The sequence below is a fragment of the Cohnella phaseoli genome, from assembly GCF_003386235.1.
Taxonomy (GTDB): domain Bacteria; phylum Bacillota; class Bacilli; order Paenibacillales; family Paenibacillaceae; genus Cohnella; species Cohnella phaseoli.
Map to the genome: position 1 here is coordinate 87,110 of NZ_QRDZ01000025.1, position 22,133 is coordinate 109,242.

20 protein-coding genes are annotated in these 22,133 nt (G+C 55.5%); 4 read left to right on the forward strand and 16 right to left on the reverse strand.

From position 1 onward, the window contains the following. The first annotated feature begins 446 nt into the window (after nt 1-446). The gene (locus tag DFP98_RS26450) at nt 447-1,193 is read left to right on the forward strand and encodes a hypothetical protein (protein WP_116063635.1); all 747 of its coding nucleotides are present in this window, start codon (nt 447-449) and stop codon (nt 1,191-1,193) included. A gap of 57 nt (nt 1,194-1,250) precedes the next feature. On the opposite strand, the gene DFP98_RS26455 is transcribed toward DFP98_RS26450, so the two are convergent. The 3 genes from DFP98_RS26455 to corA all read right to left on the reverse strand — a co-directional run bounded on the left by DFP98_RS26455 (nt 1,251) and on the right by corA (nt 4,487). Continuing rightward, a complete protein-coding gene (locus tag DFP98_RS26455) occupies nt 1,251-3,020 on the reverse strand; it encodes a SulP family inorganic anion transporter (RefSeq protein ID WP_425455553.1) in 1,770 nt (589 codons plus the stop codon). A 172-nt stretch (nt 3,021-3,192) separates the two neighbouring features. Continuing rightward, complete coding sequence (locus tag DFP98_RS26460) at nt 3,193-3,519, reverse strand: ArsR/SmtB family transcription factor (RefSeq protein ID WP_116063636.1); 327 nt, start codon at nt 3,517-3,519, stop codon at nt 3,193-3,195. Between the two features lie 14 nt (nt 3,520-3,533). Further along, a complete protein-coding gene (corA, locus tag DFP98_RS26465; protein ID WP_116063637.1) occupies nt 3,534-4,487 on the reverse strand; it encodes a magnesium/cobalt transporter CorA in 954 nt (317 codons plus the stop codon). A gap of 217 nt (nt 4,488-4,704) precedes the next feature. Here corA and DFP98_RS26470 point away from each other — a divergent pair, with 217 nt between their 5' ends. Further along, nucleotides 4,705-6,105, forward strand: a complete 1,401-nt coding sequence (locus tag DFP98_RS26470; protein ID WP_116063638.1) for an ABC transporter substrate-binding protein — start codon at nt 4,705-4,707, stop codon at nt 6,103-6,105. A 268-nt stretch (nt 6,106-6,373) separates the two neighbouring features. Here the strand turns inward: DFP98_RS26470 and DFP98_RS26475 are convergent, their stop codons facing one another. The 9 genes from DFP98_RS26475 to DFP98_RS26515 form a co-directional block, all read right to left on the reverse strand. Beyond that, nucleotides 6,374-7,408, reverse strand: coding sequence for a glycoside hydrolase family 88/105 protein (locus tag DFP98_RS26475; protein WP_116063639.1), 1,035 nt, complete (start codon nt 7,406-7,408; stop codon nt 6,374-6,376). Between the two features lie 24 nt (nt 7,409-7,432). Continuing rightward, entirely contained in the window at nt 7,433-8,278 is an 846-nt protein-coding gene (locus DFP98_RS26480; RefSeq protein WP_116063640.1) for a carbohydrate ABC transporter permease, read from the reverse strand. A gap of 1 nt (nt 8,279) precedes the next feature. Next, nucleotides 8,280-9,179 (reverse strand): carbohydrate ABC transporter permease, encoded by a 900-nt coding sequence (locus DFP98_RS26485; RefSeq protein WP_116063641.1) that lies wholly within the window; start codon nt 9,177-9,179, stop codon nt 8,280-8,282. Between the two features lie 227 nt (nt 9,180-9,406). Continuing rightward, nucleotides 9,407-10,720, reverse strand: coding sequence for a hypothetical protein (locus tag DFP98_RS26490; RefSeq protein WP_116063642.1), 1,314 nt, complete (start codon nt 10,718-10,720; stop codon nt 9,407-9,409). After that, nucleotides 10,707-11,252, reverse strand: coding sequence for an RNA polymerase sigma factor (locus DFP98_RS26495; protein ID WP_246016754.1), 546 nt, complete (start codon nt 11,250-11,252; stop codon nt 10,707-10,709). Before DFP98_RS26495 ends, DFP98_RS26490 begins: the two co-directional genes overlap by 14 nt. A 113-nt stretch (nt 11,253-11,365) precedes the next feature. Further along, nucleotides 11,366-12,712 (reverse strand): ABC transporter substrate-binding protein, encoded by a 1,347-nt coding sequence (locus DFP98_RS26500; RefSeq protein ID WP_116063643.1) that lies wholly within the window; start codon nt 12,710-12,712, stop codon nt 11,366-11,368. 103 nt (nt 12,713-12,815) lie between these two features. Further along, nucleotides 12,816-14,378, reverse strand: coding sequence for a response regulator transcription factor (locus tag DFP98_RS26505; RefSeq protein ID WP_116063644.1), 1,563 nt, complete (start codon nt 14,376-14,378; stop codon nt 12,816-12,818). A 3-nt stretch (nt 14,379-14,381) separates the two neighbouring features. Continuing rightward, on the reverse strand, nt 14,382-16,166 hold the full coding sequence (locus DFP98_RS26510) for a cache domain-containing sensor histidine kinase (protein WP_246016756.1): 1,785 nt from the start codon (nt 16,164-16,166) through the stop codon (nt 14,382-14,384). A gap of 63 nt (nt 16,167-16,229) precedes the next feature. Further along, nucleotides 16,230-16,511 (reverse strand): hypothetical protein, encoded by a 282-nt coding sequence (locus DFP98_RS26515; protein ID WP_116063646.1) that lies wholly within the window; start codon nt 16,509-16,511, stop codon nt 16,230-16,232. Nucleotides 16,512-16,745: 234 nt separating this feature from the next. Between DFP98_RS26515 and DFP98_RS26525 the strand changes: the two genes are divergently transcribed. Together DFP98_RS26525 and DFP98_RS26530 are read left to right on the forward strand one after the other, a co-directional pair. Further along, nucleotides 16,746-17,150 carry a Fur family transcriptional regulator gene (locus DFP98_RS26525; protein ID WP_116063648.1) on the forward strand — a complete coding sequence of 135 codons (405 nt, stop codon included), beginning with the start codon at nt 16,746-16,748 and terminating at the stop codon, nt 17,148-17,150. Beyond that, nucleotides 17,120-17,872, forward strand: coding sequence for a response regulator transcription factor (locus DFP98_RS26530; RefSeq protein ID WP_116063649.1), 753 nt, complete (start codon nt 17,120-17,122; stop codon nt 17,870-17,872). Before DFP98_RS26525 ends, DFP98_RS26530 begins: the two co-directional genes overlap by 31 nt. Nucleotides 17,873-17,968: 96 nt before the next feature. Here the strand turns inward: DFP98_RS26530 and sigJ are convergent, their stop codons facing one another. From sigJ to trxB, 4 genes are all read right to left on the reverse strand, one after another. Further along, nucleotides 17,969-18,838 (reverse strand): RNA polymerase sigma factor SigJ, encoded by an 870-nt coding sequence (sigJ, locus tag DFP98_RS26535; RefSeq protein WP_116063650.1) that lies wholly within the window; start codon nt 18,836-18,838, stop codon nt 17,969-17,971. A gap of 45 nt (nt 18,839-18,883) precedes the next feature. After that, the gene (locus DFP98_RS26540) at nt 18,884-20,068 is read right to left on the reverse strand and encodes an NAD(P)/FAD-dependent oxidoreductase (protein ID WP_116063651.1); all 1,185 of its coding nucleotides are present in this window, start codon (nt 20,066-20,068) and stop codon (nt 18,884-18,886) included. Nucleotides 20,069-20,473: 405 nt separating this feature from the next. Next, nucleotides 20,474-21,136, reverse strand: coding sequence for an NAD-dependent epimerase/dehydratase family protein (locus tag DFP98_RS26545; RefSeq protein ID WP_116063652.1), 663 nt, complete (start codon nt 21,134-21,136; stop codon nt 20,474-20,476). A 28-nt stretch (nt 21,137-21,164) separates the two neighbouring features. Then, on the reverse strand, nt 21,165-22,094 hold the full coding sequence (gene trxB / locus DFP98_RS26550) for a thioredoxin-disulfide reductase (RefSeq protein WP_116063653.1): 930 nt from the start codon (nt 22,092-22,094) through the stop codon (nt 21,165-21,167). Between the last annotated feature and the right edge of the window lie 39 nt (nt 22,095-22,133).

Sequence of the window (22,133 nt, forward strand, 5' to 3'; positions counted from 1 at the left end):
ACCTCTACTATGTCAATACGATGCTGAAGCAGCCGGACTGACAACATTTGAGAGGCAGCAAAACTTATTTTAGAGAAACCTTCGCCAAGATGATCCAGAGGCATGATAAATGTACAAAGCGGAAACTCCGCCTTATATAGGATAAATCTTCTATTTCACAGAAAATAAAGCGGATTCTCCTTTTTAATTACGGGAAAAGCTGATTTTCCGAAAAATAAGCCGGGAAAGCCGCTTTAATCGCCCCGAATATGACCAGCAGCCGAAAATAAAGCGGGAGATCCGCCGTATTTAAAATGTGGAACCGTAGGCTGCATCCCCTGCCACGCAATTAGCTCCTGTACCTTCAATTCATACGGTATACCGAACTGCTTCCACCTGAAAAAGATTGCGGACAATCGCGAAAAAAAGTACGATGAAAGCATATCTGAAAAATGGAGACGGTTTCCATGACGCGTAATCGAAGCAATGCCGTGTCAGACCGCCTGCCCGTGACCGGAAGCCGAGGATCGCCGAAGATCGGGTCTCACAGGCAGCAGAGAAATGCGCCTACGGTAGGCTTGCATCTACAACGGCAGCAGCCCATACTGCCTTCCGTCGGCAATCAAGAGATGCTCCGCGCCATGTATAGCGAAGGGGCTGCCATGCAGCAGATGACAGAAGAGCTGGACCCGTCGTCCGGCCCGAGCCGCAGGGGAGCCTACGAGCAATTCCCTTCAACGGGTGCAGCAGCCCCCGGAAACGAATCGGGAGGCTTCATTCCGCAGCAGTCGGGAGCCCAAGAGCCGCGCAATTCGAACGGACAATACATCGGCCGCCTTCCCGGCAGCGAAAATGAGAAGAACGAAACGGAAGTTGAGGAAGAACAGAAGAGGAAACGGATGCCTGCCGAGAGGATGAGCGCCGAGTTCATCGGCAAAGACGAGACGGCCTTGGACATTACCGACAAAGACACTCTTGACGAGGATGGAGAAGATTGGCCGGACTTTGAGATGCTTGCGGCAGCTCTGGAGATGATCGGCTACTCCAATCGCGGCAATTCGGAAAATGCCGAAAAGGAGACGGCCGCAAACGCTAATCGAGCCCGAAAAAACGGCTATCTGGCCAAGCTGCTTGGCGCGGCGGGCAAATCCAAGAAGAAGGACGAGGCCTCTTCCTCCGGAAGTTCCAGTGCTTCCAGAGGAAAAAGAAGGTAACATTATTCGAGGCATCCCTGCTTAAATATATTCGTTCAGAAACTCCGACTCCAGCACTTAAATCATTCGCACCGCGTTCTGAGCGCCGACGCTCCCTGCCGAGCGTGCAGCCTGCTCTTCCGACAGCTCCGCGCATTCGCGAAAAGCAAACTGCCGGCAGCCGACGCATCTTCCCTTGTCCAGGCAAGTCAGCGCATAGCCGATCGCCTCGCCCGTATGCGAGAAAAACCGCTCGCGCCTGATCATATCCGCGAGCCCCGTCCTCTCCAGCACCTCGCGCGGTTGCTCCTGAATGCCGGACACGAGCACGACACCGCCAACCTTGCGAAACTCCGCAACAAGCGCGGCCAGATTGGCTTCCCCCGTCAGATCGATCATCGGAACCTTCCCCATTCGGATAAGCAGCACGCGATGCGACTGTCTGACCGTTTCATGCAGCGCACGTCCGAACGACTCCGCCGCTCCGAAGAACAGCGCGCCCTCCACCGTAGCAATGCGGATCTGCGGACAATCCCGCTGCTCCGTTACCGCTTCGGGCGCTACCTTGCCATGGCGGGCGACTCGATCGGGCAGCACCTTGTCAACCTTGATCATCCCGCCCATTCGCTTCACGAACAGTACGACCGCCAACACAAGGCCCGCCGTAACGGCAGCCGTCAGGTCCATAAACACCGTCAGCAGAAATGTCGCGGCCAGTACAAGCGAATCGCCCGTCTTCGTGCGCAGCAGCTTCGCGAAGCTGCGATATTCGCTCATCTTCCATGCGACGACCATTAACACCGGAGCCATGCCGGCAAGCGGGATGCGGGAGGCAAGCGGCGCGAACAGCAGCAGTACGGCGAGCACGACAACGCCATGAACGATGCCCGATACGGGACTAACCGCTCCCGACTTGATGTTCGTCGCCGTTCTGGCGATCGCGCCCGTCGCCGGGATGCCGCCGAACAACGGCGTAACGACGTTGGCGATGCCCTGGCCGATCAGCTCGCGATTGCTGTCGTGCCGGGTTCCGGTCATCTCGTCCGCAACGACGGCGGACAGGAGCGACTCGATGCTGCCGAGCATCGCGATAACAAAAGCCGGATACAGCAGCTGTTCGATGCGCTCAAGCGTAATTTCCGGCATGTGGAAGGCCGGCAGCTCGCTCGGAATCGCGCCGTAAGCGGACCCGATCGTCGCCACGCTTCCGTCGAACAGCAGACTGGCGATCAGCGTGGCCGAGAGCAGCCCGACGAGCAACGCAGGCAGCTTTGGCGCATACCGCGACACAAGTAAAATAACCGTCAGGCTGACGAGCGCCGTCGCAATGCTGTAGCCGTCGATCAGCGACAGATTCGTCGCGATCTCTTTCATATTCGGCAGGAACCGCTCGTGCTTTTCCAGCCCTTCCATCCCTAGAAAGCCGGGAATTTGACCCGAGAAAATAATGACTGCAATGCCTGCCGTAAACCCCAGCGTCACCGGCCTGGGGATATAGCGGATGAGCGCCCCCAGCTTGAACAGCCCCATCAGCAGCAGCATGACGCCCGCCATCATCCCGGCTAACAGCAAATTTTCGTACCCGTAATGCAGCACGATCATTAGCAGCACCGGCACGAACGCTCCCGTCGGGCCGCCGATCTGAAACCTCGAGCCTCCAAGCAGCGAGATCAGCACGCCTGCCGCAATCGTCGTATACAGCCCATATTGCGGGCTCACGCCCGACGCAATCGCGAACGCCATGCCAAGCGGAATGGCGACGATGCCGACGATCAGCCCGGAAAGCAGATCGCGGCGCAAGGAACCGACATTGTAACCCGCAAATCTCCCCAACCTTTGCAGTTTCATTACAACCCTTCTTATCTTTGAATATTTGATTATTTGAATATATTGAATATAAGAGTCTGGCCGAGGAAAGTCAAAATGGATTTGCCCCGTTTTAAGCGAGTTTAACCCGCTGCGGCATATAAAAAACGAGGCCATGTTCGCCGTTCGGCGATTAGCCTCGTTTAGCGCGCGTTTACTCGCTTCTGATCGTCTCCAGCAGCGAAATCGCGTCGACAAGATGATTATCGAAGATATGTTTGGCGACTTCCAGCAGCTCGCGGATCAGCGGATCCCGCAGCGAGTAGATGACGTTCGTCCCGTCCTTCACGCCGCTAACGACGTTTTTCGCGCGAAGCACCGCTAACTGCTGCGACACCGCCGATCCCTCGAGCCCGAGCACCGCCTGGATTTCGTTGACGTTTTTCTCCCCTTCGCACAACACCTCCAGAATCCGAATGCGCAGCGGATGCGCAAGCGCCTTAAAGAACTCCGCCTTGAATTGCTGCAGCTCCCGATTCACGGCCTTTCCCCCTTTCAGTCGAACCAGCCTTTGCGTTTGAACCAAACGTACATGCCGAGACCAAGCGCCAACATGACTCCGATCACGATGTAATAGCCCGCCTTCCACTCCAGCTCGGGCATGTTAACGAAGTTCATCCCATACACTCCGGCAATAAATGTAAGCGGCATGAAAATCGTCGTCATCACCGTGAGCGTCTTCATGATCGAATTCATTCGATTGGAGCGCAAGGAATCGTAGCTGTCCCGGAGGTCGGCCGTCATCTCGCGATTGGATTCAATCATCTCGGTAAGTTTAAGCAGGTGGTCGTAAATATCGGTAAAATAAGCGTGGTGCTCTTTGACTCCGGGAATTTTATCGGAATTGAGCAGCCGATACAACAGATCGCGCATCGGAATCACCGTTCGGCGAATGCGCAGCAGATCCGCCCGGATATCGTAGATTTGCTCCGTCATCCGCTGCAAGTCGACCCTGTTTTCTCCCTGATCCTCAATCTCGTTTAATTGATCCTCTATCTTGTACAGCGTCGGAAAAAAATTGTCCACGAGCTTGTCCATCAGCAGATAAGCCACGTAGTTGTGATCCCTTCCCCGGCGAAAATTGGGATCCAGCATACGCTTCCACGCTTCCTCGACTTCCTGCGAAGGCGCAAGATGGAACGTGACGATCCCTCTCGGTCCGAGGAAAAAGTCGACCTCCTCCGCCATCAACGTCTCTGGATGCAGCGAATGCAGCACGAAGAAATTCGTCTCCTCGTAATGGTCCACCTTTGGCCGCTGCAGCAAATGCTGGCAGTCCTCGATCGCAAGAGGGTGAAAATGAAAATAGCTGTCCAGCAGCTCGATCTCCTCCGGCTTCGGACAATCGAAATCGACCCAGAACCAACTGACATCCCCATTCGTCAGCTCTTCCAGCGGAATGTCCTCCCTGAGTCGTCCATCGTCCATAACGGCCAAAATCCGCAGCACTCGCCTCACCTCTTATCGTCCATTATGCATGGAGGAGGCAGCGATTGGCAACTCGTCCTCGTTACTCGAGCATTGAGGGAATTCGTGAAATGCCGAATAAATTTAAGCTTGCGATAAAAAACATTAAGAAGAACTTAAGGAATTATAGAGAAATTGTTTAACTTTCCCATCTACACTCAGGTAGAACGAAACGACATAGGAATGAGGGAGTTATTCAATGAGTAAAAAGATGGCGGTGTCGCTGGGCCTCGCAGTGTCGTTGCTGGCGGGCTGCAGCGCGGCGCCGAAGGCGGAGACGCAGGAGACGACGGCGGTAAAGGTGATGTTCTACTCGGAGGATGGATTTTATTATCAGTACGGAATGCTGTTTTCGGCCATACATCCGGAGATCGAAATCGAAGTTGTGTCGACGAACGGCATCGAGCCCAAGAACGGAGAGACATACAATGACGCCATGGTGAAATTCATCAAGGAGAAGAAACCGGACGTGTTAATGCTGAACGGCCCTCAATACAAACAATTGGCGGGCGAAGGCTATCTGTTCGACCTCGAAGCGAGAGCCGCGAAGGATAAATTCGATCTCGAAGGCATCGCGCCAGGCATTTTGGACTACATAAAGGGGCTAAGCGACGGCAAGCTGCAAGGGCTGGCTCCGGAATTTTATTCTCGTGCCGTCTTTTACAATAAAGACCTGTTCCAGAAATACGGAGTTCCGCTGCCGGAGGACCGCATGAGTTGGGAGAGCCTGTTGCAGCTGGCGGCCCGGTTTCCGACCGACGGAGAATCGAGCGAACGCATATACGGCCTGAAGCCCGACTATATGACCGATTTGACGAGCCTGACCAGGCAGATCGGAGGCTCGCTCGATCTGAGCTACTTCAACGGCTCCGGCAAAAAGATGACGGCGAATTCGGATTCGTGGAAACAGACGGTGGAAATGGCCGACAAAGCAATGAAGGCCGGCTATCTGTACGTTAGCAATCCGAACGAGCAGAACTTCACAACCTATGAGGACTACCTCCTGCAAGATCCTTTCATTAGCGGGAAAACGGCCATGGCCATCGACGGCAGCTACTTGGTCTCCCAGATTAAAGAAGCGCAAACCGCGCTCAAGGACAAAGCCGTAAAAAATTGGGGCCTCGTTACTGTACCCGTCGATCCGAAAAACCCGAATTCCAGCAGTTTGACGTCGGTGGATCAGATTCTGGCCATCAACGCCCAATCCCCGAACATCGAGGCGGCGTGGAAATTCATTACTTACGTCAACGGGGACGAATTCGCCCGCGTCAAATCAAAGGCGGGACCGGGCAGCTTCATGGCCAGGACGAAATTCGTCTCCGACGAAGAGGGACGCAATTTGCAAGCCTTCTACGCCCTCTCGCCCAAGGAAGATGCCGTCTACAGGGATTACGAGAAAATCCCCAACGAAATGTTCACGCAGCTTACCAACTTGATCTCGACAGAGCTATCCGCAACGGAAAAAGGCAAACAAACGGCCGCCGAAGCGTTGGATCTCATTCAGAACAAAGGGCAGCTTATTCTTGACGGCAAAGGGGAAAAGCCGGTCGAATCGTCGGATGAAGCAGGGTCCGGTCTAATGATTTCTCCGCGCTCGTAATAAGGCGTGCTCCATAAGCACTTCAAGTTTTACGGCGGACCTCTTTGCTCATATCAGCTTACGCAGAGAAGTTAGGGCGGAAATTCGTACAATGTAGCTCGAATCAAGCTCAAATGACAGGCGTTTGTACGAAAAATCGTACAGAGCAACTCGGATCAGGCTCAAACGATGAATGTTTGTAGGAGAAACCGTACAAATAAACCAAGGTCAAGAATTGCATGTCGCTAAAGCGGCTTCAAACTCTGTTTAGGGACAGCCACTTCCCCGCTCAATACGGGTTGTTCCGCACATTCAGAACATCGGCGAGGAAAGCCAGCGTCAAGCCCTGGCCCCAGCCCTGGATACGCTTGTCCGGCACGCCCTTGTAGCCGTCGGCGTTCTGCATGACCGCCGTTCCGGCGGATACGCCGGTTACCGTGCCGTCCTCGGCGATGCGGGCAAGGATGCCGTCGATGGAGCGCTGCGTGATCTTGTTGTACAGTCGCCCCTTCGACAGCAGCGCGGCGGCGATGCCGGCCGAGCCGGACGTCTCCAGCGGCGAGGTCGGATCGTCGAGGATCGTGTGCCAGAGGCCGGACGACTCGTCCTGCAGCCGAGCGAGCGCGCTCAGTTGATCGCGCAGCGAGCCTTCGATGACCATGAAGTTCGGCAGGTCGACCGGCACAATGTCCAGCGCCCGCGTCATCGTCAGTGCCGCCCAAGAGTTGCCGCGCGCCCAATGCACGCCGGACATATGATTGCCCGCGATGTTGTCCCAGCCGTGGTAATACAGATTCGTGCGCGAATCCTGCAGCACGTTCTCGTGCCCGTGGTACTGGCGCAAGCCGTCGTTGAAGTAATCGTCGCGGCCCAGCAGCTTGCCGATCCGCAGCAGAAAGTAGCCCGCCATGAACATCGTATCCACCCACGCCTGCTCGGGGAAGTTGTACGTCTCCGAGTTGACGGTGTGCTGGAAGATGCCGTCCCCGAACCGCGGAGCGTCGTGCGTCAGAAACTCCGCCATCTCCTGCGCCGACTCGATGTATCGTTCCTCCTTCGTCGCCTCGTACAGCGTGAGCAGGGAATGGCCGACGGACACCCCGTTGACCGACAGCTTCGGCAGGCCATCCTCCCTATTTTCATCGACCCAGGCTTTGACCCGTTCCAGATACTCCATTTTCCCCGTAGCCGCGTAAGCCTCGCATACTCCGTAGAACGCCACGCCTCCGGGCCAATCCCAACTGAAATCCATGCGGAACGTCCGCTCGACCACCCGGTCGATTACCTCTCTGATTTCGTCGTCGTTAAACTGCAATGCCGGCATATCCTCTGCTCCTCCCAATGTAGATTACCCCTTCAAACCGCTTGTGCTGATGCCTTCGACGATGTACTTCTGAAAGGTGAAAAAAATAACGAATACCGGTACGAGCGACAGCGTCGACATCGCGAACATCCCGCCCCAGTTGTTGAGCGACTCCCCGTCCAGAAACAGCTTGAGCGCCAGCGACACCGGGTATAGCTCCGGCTGGTTCAAGTACAGCAGCGGATGGATGAAGTCCTCCCACGTCCAATAGAAGGAGAAGATCGCCGACGTCATCATCGCCGGAACGATCAGCGGCAGAATGACCTTAAAGAAAATGCCGTATTTGCTGCAGCCGTCGATTTTGGCCGCTTCGTCGAGGTCGGCGGGCACCGTCCGGATAAACTGCATGATCAGGAAAATGAAAAACGGGATGCCGAGAAACTGCGGCACGATCAGCGGCTTAAACGACTGCAGCCAGCCAAGCTCCGAAAACATAATGTACTGCGGGATAATCGTCACGTCGCGAGGCAGCATCAGCGTCAGCATCATGCACCCGAACCAGAGGCCGCGACCGAAAAACGGAATCCGCGCAAACGCGTAAGCGACCAGAGCCGAGCTGCACACCGCCCCGATCGTCGACAGGATGACGATGATGAACGAGTTTTTGAAGAACGTACCGAAGGAGTTGCCGGCGAAGCCCGCCCAGCCGGAGGCGTAGTTGCCCCATTCCAGAGAGCTGGGGATTAAGCTGTACGCCGTCGTGAAAATTTCGTCGTTCGGCTTAAGCGAGCTGGCGACCAGCCACAGGATCGGGTAGATCATGCCAAGCGCCAGAAAACCGACCAGTAGATGATAGGAGATCGTTTTCCATTGTCTGCGCGAGATCGCCATGTCACCTGTCCCCCTTCGATTCGTAATGGACCCAGTAGCGCGAGGACTGGAAAATCAGCAGCGTCACGAGGCCGATCGCGATCAGCGCCACCCAAGCCATCGCCGACGCATAGCCCATCTCGTAAAATGTGAACGCCCGCTTGTACAGATACAGGGAGTAAAGCAGCGTCTCGTCAAGCGGACCGCCTTCTCCACGCGAGATGATGTAGGCCGGCGTAAATGTCATAAAGGCGGAAATCGTCTGCATAATCAGGTTAAACAGAATGATCGGGCTGAGCAGCGGCAGCGTAATTTTGAAAAACTGCCGAACCTTGTTCGCGCCGTCTACGCTGGCCGCCTCGTAATAGTCCTTCGGGATGTTTTTGAGTCCCGCCAGGAAAATGAGCATCGAGGAGCCGAACTGCCAGACGGATAGCGCGATCAGCGTCCATAACGCGGTGCCGGGATTGCCGATCCACGAGGTGCTGGATTCGATACCGATCAGGCCAAGCGCGGAATTGACCAGCCCTTGGTCGCCGAACACCTGCGACCACAGAATGGAGACGGCCACGCTGCCGCCGATGAGTGACGGAAGGTAGTATGCGGAACGGTACAGCCCGATGCCCGCAATCGCCTTGTTCAACAGCATCGCCACGCCAAGCGCGAAAGCCAGTCTGAGCGGCACGCTGGCGAGCACGTAATTCAGCGTGACGGAGATCGACTTGGCGTACTTCTCGTCGTCGGTGAACATTTTGACGTAGTTATCGAAGCCGACCCAACTCGGCGCCTCCAGCAGGTTGTAATTCGTGAACGAATAATAAAGGGATGAAAAAACCGGATAAACGATAAACAGCAGGAACCCCAGGATAAACGGGGCGGCGAACGCGTAGCCCACCACGTGGTCGTTCTCTCGCAGCTTCATGGCTTCAGCTCCTTGGGCAGTATCGGGTTCGGACTCGCTCGGGTCAACCGGCAGCCACGCCAGGGCGTGTATGCATACTCCGAGGACAGCAGATTTTGCATACACGTCCTAAGTAAACGTTTGCTTATATACTTATTATGAAGCCCGAAAACGCACATCTGAAGGCAAAAAACCGTTGTTTTTGTTCAATTTGCCGACTTCGAGAAAAAAAACGAACTCCTCAACTTTCAAGGAATTCGTTCTTCATCTGCCAATCGGAGCTGATGTTTGTCGGGAACAGGCTCGAAAGTATAGCGCACCGCGCCGTCTTGCCCGGCCCATCTCCCCCCTTCTACGACCAACATGCCGTCCTCAACCTTCGGCAATTCCTGCGGGGACGTGTTCCAATAGGGCAGATCGTTCTCTCCGTCCCTGAACGTATAATTCGACGCTTCTCCGGTCGCTTTGTCGACGCCGTAAGCATAAAATTCCAGAGCGTGGCAATCGGTGTAACGAGGGAGGAACAAAAAAAGCTCCATATCCGCAAACTCCAGCTGCCTAAACTCGAGGGTATCGTTCCCTTTCCAAATCATCTCCAGTTGTTCGAAGCTTTGCACAACCGTCTCTTCGCCAGAGGGTCGATGGAAAAACAGCTCGTAATCTCCGAAGAAGTGGGCATCCGTTTCCTGCCCGAGACAGCTCGGCGCTCCAAGCGTCTGAACGCTCTCGTCGCCGGATTTCACCGGCCGCAGCTGGAATTGTCCTGCACCTGAGCTCCCGACAGCCCGAATCCCCTCGTTAGGCGCGGGCAGCTCCGGGTCCGGCGAGCTATCGGAAGCCTTCGGCTCTGCTTCCGGCGGCTCCTCCGCCGCCAGAGGCGCATCGTGTTCGATGACAGGCCCGAGACGCGTTGTGCCGATTGTCCCATCGCCGGAGCGCATTTTGGCGATGACGCGCTCCACCTTCCGGTCCCTCCAATTAATGATCAACTGCGCCTGGATCTCTCCGCTGCGTATTCCGTCGAGATCGAAGGCATCCTCAAGATTGTCGACTCCATTACCCTGTCGCACCTCATACCCGTCCCGGACGCCGAAGTCGTAACGCCATAGATCGACTGCGCTCCACGTCGACATATCGTTTGGATCCTCCCTATGCTCCTGTGGAAAATCTCGACGGACAGACAGGCCTACAGAATCGTCTCCGAGCGCTTGCAGAACCTCCTCCTGCGTCATCCCGAGCCGCAGCTGGTCCATGGCATACCCGAACGATATTGTCGACTCCTCCTCGCCTCCGCCTCCGATGCTCGCCTGGCGGCCCGAATCGAACGGTCTTCCCGACGTCGCGAGAGCGGCCAACACGATGAGCAAGACCGCCGCAGCGCCCAGAGAAACCGCCCTTATATTCAGCCGCGTTCTTCCCGTCCTTCTCGTCTTCCCCGTTCTTCCACTCTGCCCCGACTGAGCACGCGCCTCCACTTCCCGCTGCAGCTCCGAATCGAAGACGTTTCCCTCGAACGGACCTCGTTTTAACCTCGCATACCATTCCGGTTTAGCTTCCTTCAACGCTCTCAGCCTCCTCCATTAGCGTCCTCATTTTGGCCCGGGCTCGGTGCAATCTGGATTTTACGGTCCCGATCGAGACGCGGAGCAATTGCGCAATCTCCGCCAGCGGCATTTCGTACTGAGCGTCCATAAGGAGCACTTCGCGGTATTTCGGAGGAAGCTTCATGATCGATTCCCAGATCGAGTCCGTATATGTACGCTTCATAAACTGCTCCTCCGCGGAAGGAACGCTTGGCGCTTGATAGAGAAAATCGAGCAGCGTCACTTTGCGGAAAAACGCGGACCGTTTATAGTTAATGACCCTGTTGCGCGTAATGGTAAAAAGCCACGTCCGCACCGAAGATTGTCCTCGGAAGGAGGAAATGTGAAGATACGCCTGTAAAAACACGTCCTGCGCGATGTCGTCGGACACATGCCGGCTTTTCGTCAACAGAAACGCGTAATTCCATACTTCCGTCCCGTATTCCCGCATCAGATCCTGCAGGGAAGCGGACTGCATGCTGGATACGTATTTCAAATAATCGTGCGCCACTCCGCTCACCTCGATAAGTTAGACAACGCAGCTTGCAAAAGGTTCCCGAATGACGAAAATTTTAAAGCAAACCGGGCCCGCGGAAGCCGCGAGCCCGATCAAACGCAATCGATTTAGTTTTTGGAGAGAATTTTCGTCGCTTCCTCGCGGAACTTGGCCGCGCCTTCTTCAACGGTCAGTTTCTTGTACAGCACTTGCTCGACCGTATCTTTAAGCAGCTTGTCGACCTCGACCGCGCCTACCGGATTCGGAGGATCCATCTGGCCGCTGTTCTGCTCGGACCACGCGACGTAGTCGAACACCTTCGCCTGCTCCGGCGTCAGATCCGGCTTCAGCGCTTCCTTCACCTTGGAGGAGACCGGAACGCCGCGCTCGCCCATGATAATTTTGTTCGCTTCGATGTTGTTGACCCAGAAATCGATGAACTTCGCCGCTTCGTCCTTCACCTTGGAGTTTTTGGCAATCGAGAAGTACATGCTCGGCTTCAGGAACAAAGCCTTGTTCTCGTTCCAGCCCGGCACCGGCAAAATCTCGAACGGACGCTTCGCCACCGTAGAGGACAAAATATATTGGTTCGACCAGCCCCAAGTGCTGACCGCGTTGCCCAGCTCAAGCTCGCCGTCCTCCGGCGTGCCCTTCTTCTGCGCCAACTTGTCGAGGGATAGTAGATAGCCGTTGTTGTACCAGTCCTGATATCTCGTGTAGAACTCGATGAACAGCTGATCGTCGGCGTAGCCCAAGCCTTTGCCGTCGGCCGCGTACATATGCTGGCCTTTGCTTCTCAGATAGAAAGGGAAGAATACGTCGTGACGGAGGTCGGCCATGAGCAGCTTGCCCTGCGACTTCATGACCGGGCCGAGCTTCGCGAAATCGTCCCAGGTCCAGTCTTCGCCCGGCATCGTGCCGCCCGCCGCTTCCAGCATCGCCTTGTCTACGACGGCAAGCAGCGCGTTGGAGCCGAGGTTCATCGCGAACAGCTGATCGCCGAGCTTGCCGCCGGACAGCGACGCTTCGCCGATCGAGCTGACGTCGATCGTGCCGTTCTGCGTGTACGTAGTCAAATCTTCCAGTTGACCGCGTCCGCCGTATTGCGACAGGTAGGAAATGTCCATTTGGATGACGTCCGGGAGATTGCCGGCAGCCGCGTTAGGAGCGAGCTTCTTCCAGTGGTCGTCGAAGGCGGCGTATTCCGGCTCGATCGTGACGTGAGGATTCAGAGATTCGTACAGCTCGATGACCTTGAGCGTGTAGTCATGACGAGCTTGGCCGCCCCACCAGGCGACGCGCAGCTTCACCGGATCTTTGCTTTCGCTGGCCGATGCGGACGGGGAAGCGTCCTTCGACTCGGCAGGCGACGATGCGGGAGCCGAGCTTGCCGTTTCTTTGTCGTTGCCGGAGCCGCAGCCGATCAGGCTGATGATGAGAGCAAGCAGGACGATGCCGGTTAGTGCTTTTTTCATTTCTAAATCCTCCCCTATGAGATTGATTAAATTGTTAGTGCTTACATTTCTTATTATCATCGGGTAGGATCGAAATCGTAATCCAAAAAACCGTGCTGTTTGTTCAAAAAGCAGAGTTGTCCGTCTGCTTGGCATACTCGGAAGGCGTGCAGCCCATCTGCTTCTTGAACACCTGGCTGAAGTACTGGGGATTATCTCCGAAGCCAAGCATTTCGGCCATCTCGAAAATTTTAATCTCCGGATTGGCGGCCCACATCTCCGTTGCTTTCTTCACCCTCGCTTTGACCACATAGTTCGAAAACTTCTCTCCGGTCTCCTTCTTGAACAGCTTGCCGAGATAGTCGGCGTTCATGTACAGCATCTCTCCCGCCACCTGATTAAGCGACAATTCGGAGTTGCCGAGCTGCTCGTTCACGATATCGATGACCTTGCGGACGATTGACGTATGTTTGACGACGTTGCGTTCATAGTGATATTGGACGATCTCCCTGACCGTATTTTCAAGCAGCTCCTGAATTGCCTGCAGCGTGTTCATTCCTACGAGTTCGGACAAACGCCCGTAGTAGCGGTTGATCTGTTGCGGATCTCCGAGCCGCAGCAGCGATACGAATTGCTGTATGACATAAGTTTTGGTGACGTGGATGTCGAGTTTGGCTCGCATGAGCTCATCCATAAGCTGCGATAAAGCCTGCTCCGCCTCTTCCCGATGGCCGGACTGCACCGGCATCGTCAGCTTCTCTTCCTCGAAATCGAAATGCCCTGTCGCCTCCGGTCCCCTCGCTCCGGTATCCTTGCGCGTAATCAACCCGCCTTCGCCAAGATAGAAACGGTAGTTCAAGCTCTGCAGCGTTTCCTGATACAGACTGCGCGCTTGGGTAATGCCATCGGGCTCGCTCAAGGCGATTGTCGCATCCAGCTTGTAGTAGCGCAGGAACGTATCCCGAATGTCATGGATTCTCCGGTAGAGCTCCGATAGCTCGAGCGTATCTTCGACAAGAACGAGCACATGATCGCCGATCGTCGTGCTGAGCAGCGTCGTGTCCAACAAATCCTCGGCAATGTTCTTAATCGCAAACAAGTGCTCGAATTCCACGGCTCCTTCAAGTTGAAACAGCAGCAAGCGGACGGGACTCTCGAACTCGAATTGAAACAGCTCGCGGTAATAATCCCAATCTCTGCTCCCGTAAGTTTTGTTCGTAACGAATTCCTTCAGCACCTGCTGCTTCACATGCGGGATCGCCTTTTGCAGCCCTTGCTTGATCGTGCTGACGAATCGTTCCCGTTGCTGGTCCGATTCCAGCTCCGTCACGATCTCTTTCAGCGCTTCGGCGATTTTATTCTCGTTGGTCGGCTTCAACAAATAGTGCTTAACGCCGTATTGCATGGCGCGGCTGGCATAATCGAATTCTCCGAAGCCGGAGAGAAGCACAAACCGAATGCTTGGATAAGATCGGTGAACGGCCGCCACGAGCTCAAGACCGTCCATGCCCGGCATGCGAATGTCGCTAACCACGATATCCGGCTGCAGCTCTTTCACTTTCTCGAAGGCGTCCACTCCGTTCGAAGCCGTGCCGATCAGCTGTGTTTCGAGCGATGCCCAGTCTATCATCTGGGAGATGCCGTCGAGAATGATTTTTTCGTCGTCTACTAACATTACTTTGTACACCGATTACTCCTCCTCTTCCGGCGGCAGGACGACGTTCACCCGTGTACCGGCTCCGGGAGCGCTGTCTATGCGAATTCCGTATGGCTCTCCGAAGGCAATTTTGATTCTCTCGTCGATGTTCAACAAACCGATTCCTTTGCCCTTGGCCTTCATTTCCCCGCTCCGCAGCTGTGCCAGCGTATCCTGCGGCATGCCGGGGCCGTCATCTTCAACCGTAAGGATAAGTCCTTCATCGGATAACTCTGCGCGCACGACGATGCGGCTTGTGCCGATCGTCGGTTCCAGAGCGTACTGGATCGCATTCTCCAAGATCGGCTGAAGCGTCAGCTTCGGCAGCTTGCGGGACAACCAACGTTCGGGAACTTCCAGTCTGAAATCCAGCCTCTCGTCGAACCGGTACTTCTGAATCGTCACATAGCTTCTAACGACTTCAAGCTCTTCTTCGAGAGTCAAAATCTCTTCCTTCATGTTTATCGAATTGCGAAGCAAGAAGCCAAGCGATTCTACCATGTTCGAAATTTGCGTTTGCTTGTTCACCTTCGCGATCCAGTTGATCGATTCCAGCGTGTTGTAGAGAAAATGGGGATTGATCTGCGCTTGAAGCGCCTTAAACTCCGTTTCCTTGATCAGCAGCTGGTTAGCGTAATTTTCTGTAATTAGCGTATTGATTCTTTCAACCATCAGCCGGAACGTCCGGTGCAGCAGCCCCATTTCGTCCATGGACATCGGGGAATCGTCCACCGTTTGCAGGTGCGCCCCGGCGAAGTTCCCTTTCTCGGCCATCTTCATCCGGGCAATCAAGCCGTCGATCGGACGAGTCAAGCTTCTGGAGAATCGGATTCCGAGCAGGATCACAAGCGCGAAAATACCCACGAACACGATAACGACAAGCTCTTTAATGAAAATAACCCGTTCGAAAATTTGATTGAAAGGGGTAATGTTCAAGTATGTCCATCCCGTGTTGGCTGATCTCGTATAGGAGATAAAATACGTATGGCCGTCTATTTTCTGAGTAAAATAGCCTTTGGGAGATCGGATGGAGCTATTCACTTCCGCAAGGCCGAACAATGGCTCCTTCGGATAAATCACCTCTTCGCCGGAGAAGAGAATCAAATCTCCTTCCGCGGAAGAATATTGCTGGGCGATCTTCCCGATGTTAATCCGAATCACTAACGTTCCGAGATATTGCAGATCGAAGTTCGTATTATTGAACGAGCGAATTTCCCTCGCGGAGATAAGCGCGGGATCTCGCTCGTCGGGATAGATCCATAGGTTGTCTCCTTCCGCCTCGCTCGTCAGCGCCTTAATCCGTCCGCTCTTCTCTCCCTCTATCTCCGTCACGTTGCCGACGCTGTTCTCTTTGCCATGAGAATCCATCAGCTGAATGGAGTAGATCGACGGCTCCGAGCCGGCGTACGTCAGAAGCCGGTCGATCACCTTCTGCCTCAAAATATGCTTATCGTATTCGGAGTCCGCGTTCTTAATGGCCAAGAGCTGACTTTGCAGCTGAATGTCCGCGATGATGTCGTAGGACATCTGCTCGATGCGGCCAAGCTTCGTTTCGATCGCTGCGGAGGACAGGTTGAGCACTTGCGACGATTTGTCGTACAGCTGCCGATCATAGATGGAAAAGGCATATTGCTGTACCAGAAACGTAAATGAAAACGTAACCAGAATAATGAGCGCAAACAGGAGCGACAGCTTGTTTTTGATCTTCATATGTCGAAAGGAGATAAACCCTTTTTGCATGGCGGATGCCGTCCTCTCCGTCAATCGAAATAAGTACAAGACAGTATGACATCCTGGGCAAGCGCTGTAAAGCAAGTCCGACTCATTTCCTCGCATTCCCGGTTATCTCAAATACATCGCAAGCGGCCAAAGCCTGGATGAGCGGATGCCCGATGCGATAAGTTCCGTGATGCCGTCCGGCACGTCCACCCGGAAAGTCGTATCGACGGGAATGCACAAATCGCGCTTCAGCACACCCGGAGCTTTCCGGTCTCGCGCGGTTACCCGCGATAAGTCCGTGAAGCCGTACCCTCGCTCGGGATCGTATTCGCAGTCTGCAGTTATTTTCGTATATCCGTCCGCCGCCGCGCCGATTCCGAAATCAAACTTCCATTGCCCCGCCATCCTCGCGACCTCCTCGTCTGACAAAAAGTTTTATCTTACCTCCATAGTTTAAAATAAAGATCGGATAATCGATGAACGATAATCCGACCATTCTGTTTAAAAATCCGTCTTTTTCCCGATTCGGTTCATCTTGCGCTAAGGTTTGCGACCCCCTGCCCTCCCCTTTTGCCTTGTTGACACCCATCCTCTTATTGGATAAACTTAAACTAAATCTAAATAAAGGGGATGAAGAAGATGAGGAAAGCGGGGGCGATGACTGTTCAGCGGAAAACCATTTACGATCTGCTGACCGCGTCCGACGATCATCCTACGGCAGCGGACATTATCGGGAGATTAAAGGCCGGCGGACACCATTTCGCATATGCGACCGTGTACAATACATTGAAATATTTGACCGACGAAGGCCTTATTCAGGAATTGAAGCTTGAGGGCGATGCCTGCCGCTACGACGCACGCGTCGAAGATCACCAGCACATCGTCTGCACCGAATGCGGCAAAGTCGACGAAGTGTTCGTCCCGACTCCTTCGGAGTGGCTGGAGAAAATATCGGATCAGACGGGTTACACTATTACGAACGAGCAGTATGTGTTTAAGGGAGTGTGCCAATCATGCAGCAGCGCGAACAAATCCGCCCACTGATTGAAGAAGCCGTGCTGGCCGACGGTTTGACGACCGACGACAGTCTGCCCGCCGAAGGCGATTACTGCGAGATTACAGATCGAATTCTGATCGTCAGCCCTCGCCCGGCAGCGCTGAGAACGCTTGTCGCCGAGCTTGCCAGAAGATGCTACGACGTCCTGCTTCTGCATCATGCCGACGATCCGCTGCTTGCGATGATTCAAGGCAACATCGTCGTAGTCGACCGCACCGTGGAAGCTCCGGCTTCGGTTTCGGCCGCTTGGCCGTCCGACGGCTCCTCTCCCGTACTGGCTCTCGTAAGCGGCACGACGGATGCGTACCCTGGGGAAGAGACGGTCGTCTGGCCGGGCCCGATCGACGAAGTCATCTCCAAAATCCAACTGTTGTCGGTGCAACATGCGAAAGCGGCAGAGCCTTCCCGGCTGCTGTCGTTTAAAGATATTTCCCTCGATCCCGATCGCATGACCGTGACGCGTCAAGGCTCGCGCATCGAGCTGACCAAGACCGAATACGATCTGCTGCGTTCGATTCTTGCCGCCGGAGGCAAGGTGATGACCCGCCAAGAGCTGATGAACGAAGTATGGGGCGAGACGTATTTCGGCGGCAGCAACGCGATCGACGTTCATATTCGCAGCCTGCGCAGCAAGCTGGACGACGATCCGAAGCAGCCGACCTATATCGCCACCGTAAGAGGCGCCGGCTATCGTCTGGCCGATGCGTAATAGGTTGAGCTCGCATTAACAGAAGGACCGCTTCCCCGACCTCGTCGGCGGAAAGCGGTCCTTCTGTATGTCGGCGATCCGGCTAACGATGCGGCATCAACTTTTATCATTGAAGGACGCTAGCTTATCCGGGTTGCGGATCAAATATAGATTTTGCAGCTTGTCATTCTCCTGATGCAGAAGAACGATCGTGTCCGGTCCGGTCGGCGAGCTGAAAAGGAGCCCCGCCTGTCCGTTGATCCCGGCCAGCCGGAACGTTATCCCGCTATCCGGATGAGCGATTTGATTGGCGATACCAAGCAGAAAACGGGCGACGGATACAGGAGAACGAATCGGATGAACGGCCGCTATCGCCTTGCCGCCGCCGTCGGACACAAGCGTCACATCGCTCGCCAGCATAGCGACGACCGTGTCGGCGTTACCGGATTCCAGCGCCGACACAAACCGCTTTACCCATTGTTCGCTTGCCGCCTCCGGCCGAACCTGCTCCTCGGGTGGAACTCCCATCTTGCCGCGGGCCCGGCTGATCAGCTTGCGGCAAGCCGGTTCGCTTTTATCGACGATCTCGGCGATCGCCGCATAATCGAACCCCATCGCCTCGCGAAGGACGAAAACAACCCGCTCCGCAGGCGACAGCTTCTCCAGCAGAACCAGCATGGCATACGACAGGAGTTCGCCCCTCACAATCGCCTCCAGCGAACTGTCGTTCTCCGTCGGGATCGGTTCCGGCAGCCATTCGCCAAAATACTGCTCCCGGCGCCGGCGTGCCGATTTAAGCAAATCCCGGCATCGGTTCGTCACCATTTTGCACAAGTATGCTTTCGGTTGCGTCAGCCGCGCAGAGTCAATCTCGTATATTTTCACGAACACGTCCTGCACCGCGTCTTCGGCGTCGGCCACAGTACCCGTCAGCTGGTAAGCTAACGTAAACAACAGTCTTCCGTATTGCTCATAGAGTTCCTGCATGCGTCCCCCCGTTTCCGCCTGGCCTGCCGCAAGTCCCACTCCGGGTTATTTGATCAAGCTTGCCATATCCCATGTCATCTTGCGGATCTTCCAGCCCAGCTTGCCGGTCACCACAATATCGAGTCCCCATTGTCGCGTCCACACCAGCCCTTGCTCGGGTCCGAGGCCGAAGCAAAACAGATCGAGGTAAGACTTGTGAACAGGCGCGGGTCGTCCCGCCGCATCCGCCGCCATGACTTTGATCAGCCGCGGCGCTTGGCCGATCGCTTCCTTGCACGTTTTGCCGTCGATGCGGCCGGTTGCCGGATCGACGATCCGCGCGTTGTCGCCGATCGCATATACGCCGGGAAGCCCCGATACCCGGTAGCTGCCGTCTACCCCGATGTGGCCGTCCGAGGTTACAGGCACGCCCAGCTCGCGCAAACGCGGATTGGGCAGCAGCCCCAGCGTCCAGATGCACAAGCCCGCATGTTCGCTGCGGCCGTCGGCCAGCGTCAATCTGCCGGCCTCTTCGCGCAGTACCTTGACGCTGTGCCGCACCGTTATTCCTTTGGCGGTTAGCGCATTTTCCAACTTGCGACCGACTTTTACCGAAGCCGTCGGAAACAGACGTTTCTCGCTGTTATACAGTACGATCCGCACTTTGCCCGCATCCAGCCCCAGCCGCTCGGCATCCGCGCGAACGTAATATGCCAGCTCGGCCGCCGTCTCGATGCCGCTGATTCCCGCTCCGGCCACTGCAATCGTCATCCGTTTTTCCTGCTCGGCCCGGTCGTTCGAAGCCGCCGCCTGAAGCAGATTGCTTTGCCAGGCCTCGCGAATGCGCTTCGCGTCGTTTAATCCGCTTAGGGCGATGCCTCCCTGCTCGGGCTTAGGCCGACGGACAACGCTGCCGGTCGCAAGCACAAGCCAATCGTATTCGATCTCCCCTTCGGCGCCTCGGGCATCCTTATATCTAAGCCGCTTTTCTACGCTTTCGATTCCGGTCGCTTCCGCCTGCAGCAGCTCTACTCCTTTCGGAAACATTTCCGAAAGCGGAATCGTAATGTCCTCCTCGCCGGCGGCAGCCCGGAACAACAGCACCTTGCGCAGATGGTAAGCATTCTTGTCCATCAGTACGATACGCAGCGGACGTCCGACCGCCTCTGCGGGGGAAGCTTTCAGCAGTGCCTTAACCGTATTAATCCCCGCATAACCTCCGCCTACGACAACGCATGTCATGGTCTCCATCGCGTTCACTCCTCGTTATGTGTTGCTCATATAACGAGGAGGCCGACGATTTTGTGACAGTGCGCAAAGCGAATTTTTCTACGATTGACTAATTATCGGTCAACTGCCCGAATTCGCTCGCGCAACGGCCTGCCAGACCGTTAGAGGTGGTCAACCGCCCGAATTCGCCCGCACAACGGTCTGCCAGACCGTTAGAGGCGGTCTAACTCCCGAATTTGCTCCCGCAACGGCCTGCCAGACCGTTACAGGCGGTCAACCGCCCGAATTCGCCCGCACAACGGTCTGCCAGACCGTTAGAGGCGGTCAACCGCCCAAATTCGCTCGCGCAACGGCCTGCCAGACCGTTAGAGGCGGTCAATCGCCCAAATTCGCCCGCACAACGGCCTGCCAAACCGTTAGAGGCGGTCAATCGCCCAACCTTGCGATTTCGTCGGACATATAAATACGGACGCCCGATTCCGACAATTGGGCGTCCCTAAACATCGCCTTGGCCACGACGGCTCCCTCGATCGCCCGATATTTCCGCAGATTTCCCACTAGCAGAAAGGCCAGTTTGGGCATCAGCCACGCCGCGGCATGCTCGCCAAACCGAAATTCCCCACGCTGACCAAGCAGCAAAGAGGGCCGGAACAAACGAAGAGAAGGCAACTCCAAGCGGCGGAGATCGCGCTCGAGGTTGCCTTTCATGCGGGAGTACCAGATGGAGGAGTCGGGATTGGCGCTCATCGAGCTGACCGCAAGGAAACGCCGGACACCCGTTCGTTTAGCTAGACGGGCGGCCTCCAGCGGATACGTATAATCGATCCGATTCATCGCTTCGCGGGTTTTGGCTTTCTTGATCGTTGTGCCAAGGCAGCTGAAGACATCCTCAACGTGAAACTGATCGCTATAGTTGTCCAGCGCGTCGAAGTTGACGATAACTTCGTTCAGCTTGGCATGCTCAATCCCAAGCGTACGCCGCACCAGAGCCGTCACGCGTTCGTATTCCGGCGCATCCAGCAGCAACCGCAGCAGCTGCCCTCCGACAAGTCCGCTCGCTCCCAGGATCAAAGCTTTTTTAGACGCCAAACGCTCCCCCTCCGATCCTTAATATGGATTAGTGAGACTCGGCATTCTCCAAGAAGCGTTCGCAATCCAGCGCGGCCATACAGCCCGTTCCCGCGGCGCTGATCGCTTGGCGATACTTGTTGTCCTGCACGTCGCCGCAAGCGAAAACGCCCGGTACGTTCGTCTCGGTCGAGCCCGGCTTCACGATCAGATAGCCGGTTTCATCCGTTTCCAGCTGGCCGCCGAGAAACTTCGTGTTCGGCGTATGGCCGATCGCCACAAACAGTCCGTCGGTCGCGATCGTCTCTACTTCGCCCGTTTCGTTATTTCTGACCTTCATGCCGGTTACGCCCAATGGACCGCTTTCGACTTCCAGCGGCGTGCGGTTCAGGCTCCAGCTGATTTTCGGATTGTTGCGCGCGCGGTCCTGCATAATTTTCGATGCGCGCAGCTCTTCCCGGCGATGGACGAGTACGACTTCCGAAGCGAACCGGGTCAGGAAGTTGGCTTCTTCCATCGCCGAATCGCCGCCGCCGACAACAATGATTTTTTTGCCGCGGAAGAAGAAGCCGTCACAAGTCGCGCATGTGCTGACGCCGCGTCCGACATTGTCCTTCTCTCCCGGAATGCCCAAATATTTGGCCGAAGCGCCGGTGGAAATAATGAGCGTCTCCGCCGTCAGCTCGCCCATTCCTTCCACGGACAGCTTAAACGGACGCTGCGACATATCCACGCTATTGACCCAGCCCGAACGGAATTCGGCGCCGAAGCGCTCCGCTTGCTTACGCATGTTATCCATCAGCTCAGGACCCATAATGCCTTCCGGAAAACCGGGGAAGTTCTCGACCTCCGTCGTTGTCGTCAATTGGCCGCCCGGCTCCGGTCCCTCGATCACCAGAGGGTTCAGGTTGGCGCGCGCCAGATAGATCGCCGCGGTAAGTCCCGCAGGGCCGGTGCCGATAATGATTGTTTTATGCATCCTTTACACATCCTTTAGTAGAGGTTGTTCATTTTCATT

What these genes read in the sequence shown, in the direction of transcription:
- DFP98_RS26450 (WP_116063635.1), top strand. Translation starts at nt 447, where the DNA reads ATGACGCGTAATCGAAGCAATGCCGTGTCAGACCGCCTGCCCGTGACC.
- DFP98_RS26455 (WP_425455553.1), bottom strand. Translation starts at nt 3,020, where the DNA reads ATGAAACTGCAAAGGTTGGGGAGATTTGCGGGTTACAATGTCGGTTCC.
- DFP98_RS26470 (WP_116063638.1), top strand. Translation starts at nt 4,705, where the DNA reads ATGAGTAAAAAGATGGCGGTGTCGCTGGGCCTCGCAGTGTCGTTGCTG.
- DFP98_RS26475 (WP_116063639.1), bottom strand. Translation starts at nt 7,408, where the DNA reads ATGCCGGCATTGCAGTTTAACGACGACGAAATCAGAGAGGTAATCGAC.
- DFP98_RS26480 (WP_116063640.1), bottom strand. Translation starts at nt 8,278, where the DNA reads ATGGCGATCTCGCGCAGACAATGGAAAACGATCTCCTATCATCTACTG.
- DFP98_RS26485 (WP_116063641.1), bottom strand. Translation starts at nt 9,179, where the DNA reads ATGAAGCTGCGAGAGAACGACCACGTGGTGGGCTACGCGTTCGCCGCC.
- DFP98_RS26500 (WP_116063643.1), bottom strand. Translation starts at nt 12,712, where the DNA reads ATGAAAAAAGCACTAACCGGCATCGTCCTGCTTGCTCTCATCATCAGC.
- DFP98_RS26515 (WP_116063646.1), bottom strand. Translation starts at nt 16,511, where the DNA reads ATGGCGGGGCAATGGAAGTTTGATTTCGGAATCGGCGCGGCGGCGGAC.
- DFP98_RS26525 (WP_116063648.1), top strand. Translation starts at nt 16,746, where the DNA reads ATGAGGAAAGCGGGGGCGATGACTGTTCAGCGGAAAACCATTTACGAT.
- DFP98_RS26530 (WP_116063649.1), top strand. Translation starts at nt 17,120, where the DNA reads ATGCAGCAGCGCGAACAAATCCGCCCACTGATTGAAGAAGCCGTGCTG.
- sigJ (WP_116063650.1), bottom strand. Translation starts at nt 18,838, where the DNA reads ATGCAGGAACTCTATGAGCAATACGGAAGACTGTTGTTTACGTTAGCT.
- DFP98_RS26540 (WP_116063651.1), bottom strand. Translation starts at nt 20,068, where the DNA reads ATGGAGACCATGACATGCGTTGTCGTAGGCGGAGGTTATGCGGGGATT.
- trxB (WP_116063653.1), bottom strand. Translation starts at nt 22,094, where the DNA reads ATGCATAAAACAATCATTATCGGCACCGGCCCTGCGGGACTTACCGCG.